Source organism: Curvibacter lanceolatus ATCC 14669 (genome assembly GCF_000381265.1).
GTDB lineage: Bacteria > Pseudomonadota > Gammaproteobacteria > Burkholderiales > Burkholderiaceae_C > Curvibacter > Curvibacter lanceolatus.
In genome coordinates this window covers 1-2,497 of record NZ_KB906313.1, presented here as the reverse complement: position 1 = coordinate 2,497, position 2,497 = coordinate 1, and the positions used below count along the sequence as shown (strand labels likewise).

Below are 2,497 nucleotides of genomic sequence, written 5' to 3'. Positions count from 1 at the left end.
TCCGGCGGCATGGGCCGGGCAATGAAGTAGCCCTGGGCATAGTCGCAGCCCAGGCTGGCCAGCTGGTCCCAATGGGCCTGGGTTTCGACGCCTTCTGCCACGGTTTTGCGCTGCTTGAATCGCTTGATCTCAACTGGTGTGGTGGCGTTCGTCCAGGGCTTGGTGAGCGTTGCGCATGTGCGCACGGATTGGTGCCAAAAGGAATGCCACAGGCATCAGCCAAGAGCGTGTATTGGCGTCACGATCTTTGTGAGTGGGCTGCTCCTTTTCTGAGAGTGCAACAAAAAGCTATAGCGGTGGTTTTGTGCTTGCAGGTCGGATCCATGTTTGTTTCAATATTTCTGGATTTTCAGATTGAACGGCTTGTGTCTTGATTCAAGCGGATCGACAACGGGCTACTTGGAACACATTCCGGGCGGCTGAATGCCTGCAGTGTGTGGGTTTTCTTACATTTTCTTTTTCTGCCGCGCCGACGGAAATGCTGTACTACCAGACGGTCACTCGTTGAGTTGCGAATCAACGCATTTGATTGCTATCTCACGATGCCAGGTTCAGGTTGGTATACATGTTCAAGGAGTCCAGGTTTGAATATCCGGTTGAATGCAATGTTGGCTGGTGCTTGCGTGCTTGCAACATTGGCAGGTTGTGCAACAGAAAATTCCCGTGTGCTTGAAACAAAGACAGTGGCTGCTGCTTCGAGTAGTTTTTCAGGTCAAAAACTGCCTATTTCGATTGGCAAGTTTGAAAACAGATCGCCGTTTCAAAGGGGTATTTTTAGTGATGGGATTGATCGTCTTGGTAATCAGTCAAAAACCATATTGACATCCCATCTGCAACAGTCCAATCGATTTGCTGTGCTTGATCGTGAGAACATGAGTGAATCAAGCCAAGAGGCCAAGATAAAAAATCAGTCTCAGAAATTAAAAGGAGCCGATTTTTTGATTGCCGGTGATGTGACCGAGTTTGGTCGTAAAGAGGTGGGCGATCATCAGCTATTCGGCATATTGGGTCGCGGCAAAGAGCAAATTGCATATGCGAAGGTTGTGCTTAATGTGGTAGACCCTGCAACCTCCGAGGTGATTTATTCGGCCCAGGGTGCCGGTGAATACTCCTTGTCCAATCGCGAAGTGATCGGCTTTGGTGGTACGGCTGGATACGACGCCACGCTGAATGGCAAGGTGCTCGATTTGGCAATCCGTCAGGCTGTTGATCAGTTGGCCACGGCTGCAGATGCCGGTGCGTTCAAAGCGCAGGCTTCGAGGTAATGCCATGCGAATCTATTCTTGGCTTTCATTGGCAACGGCTTCGATTGTTTTGGCTGCTTGTGCAGGCCCACCCACCTTGTATCAGTGGGGGCCCTATGAAGCGCAGTTGTATTCACACTTCAAAAGTGAGTCACCTCAGGCCCAGATTGATGTGATGGAAAAACACGCAAAAATCGTGCGGGAGGCTGGGCAGTCTTTGCCGCCAGGGTACATGGCACATTTGGCCGTTCTCTATGGGCAGGTGGGTCGGGACGCTGATCAGATGGTGGCTTTGCAAATGGAGAAGGATAGCTTCCCGGAGTCGAAGACTTATATTGACAGTCTGATGGGCCAATCGAAATTGGGGATGCTTGATGCTAAAAAATAGAGTCATGCTGTATGTGGCTTTGCTGGGCTTAACCGCATTGGTGGGTTGTGCGGCACCCAAGCCTAAGGATTACTCGGCATTCCGGGCGGCTGATCCTAAGACGATTTTGATCTTGCCGCCAAAAAATAGCAGTCCTGATATCAAGGCCACTTATGGCGTTTACGCTCAAACGTCTCGACCGGTGGCGGAGGCAGGGTTTTATGTTTTGCCAATTTCCTTGGTTGATGAGCATTTCAAAGCTCAAGGCATGACCGTTGCCGATGATGTACACGCGATTGATATAGCAAAATTAAGAGAGGTCTTTGGGGCGGATGCGGCCTTGTACATTGATATTAAGGAGTATGGGTCAAAATATTATGTGATCGGCAGCGCAACAGTTGTGACTGCAGAGGGGCGGTTGGTGGATCTCAGAACTGGCGATGAGCTTTGGCAGGGTGTGGCACGGGCCTCCTCCGAAGAACAGTCTCAAAACAGCGGCGGTATTGCTGGAATGCTGATTTCGGCGCTGGTCAAGCAGGTGATGGCTGCTGCATTCGATCAGAGCTACCCCATCGCAGGCATGACGACGCAGCGCCTGCTTTCCGTGCAGAGCCCAGGGGCCTTGATTCCGGGCCCCCGCCATCCCGCCTACCCAAAGCGCTGAAGGTTGTGCGGTAGCCGTGCCCTTCTGAATCCGTCTGGTGGCGCGGTTGAGGGGCCATCAGTGGCTGAGTGCAGGTCAACCGCCTTGGCGGGCTCTCTCGGCTTGCCGTCCGCTTTCATAGGCCAGGCGCCAGGCCTGAAACTCTTCCGGCGGCATGGGCCGGGCAATGAAGTAGCCCTGGGCATAGTCGCAGCCCAGGCTGGCCAGCTGGTCCCAATGGGC

At 52.6% G+C, this 2,497-nt stretch carries 3 protein-coding genes and 1 pseudogene; 3 read left to right on the top strand and 1 reads right to left on the bottom strand.

All coding sequences use genetic code 11. From position 1 onward, the window contains the following. Positions 1-110 (bottom strand): annotated as a pseudogene (locus tag F624_RS36575) (EAL domain-containing protein); the annotation flags it as partial. A 495-nt stretch (positions 111-605) separates the two neighbouring features. Here F624_RS36575 and F624_RS0131840 point away from each other — a divergent pair. Genes F624_RS0131840 through F624_RS0131830 form a run of 3 tightly spaced genes read left to right on the top strand, consistent with a single transcriptional unit; the run spans position 606 to position 2,275 of the window. Continuing rightward, complete coding sequence (locus F624_RS0131840; protein ID WP_031257013.1) at positions 606-1,265, top strand: CsgG/HfaB family protein; 660 nt, start codon at positions 606-608, stop codon at positions 1,263-1,265. A 4-nt stretch (positions 1,266-1,269) separates the two neighbouring features. Then, positions 1,270-1,632, top strand: a complete 363-nt coding sequence (locus F624_RS0131835) for a DUF4810 domain-containing protein (protein WP_031257011.1) — start codon at positions 1,270-1,272, stop codon at positions 1,630-1,632. Beyond that, positions 1,619-2,275 (top strand): DUF799 domain-containing protein, encoded by a 657-nt coding sequence (locus F624_RS0131830; protein ID WP_031257009.1) that lies wholly within the window; start codon positions 1,619-1,621, stop codon positions 2,273-2,275. The genes F624_RS0131835 and F624_RS0131830 overlap by 14 nt, the downstream gene beginning before the upstream one ends. The last annotated feature ends 222 nt before the right edge of the window (positions 2,276-2,497 follow it).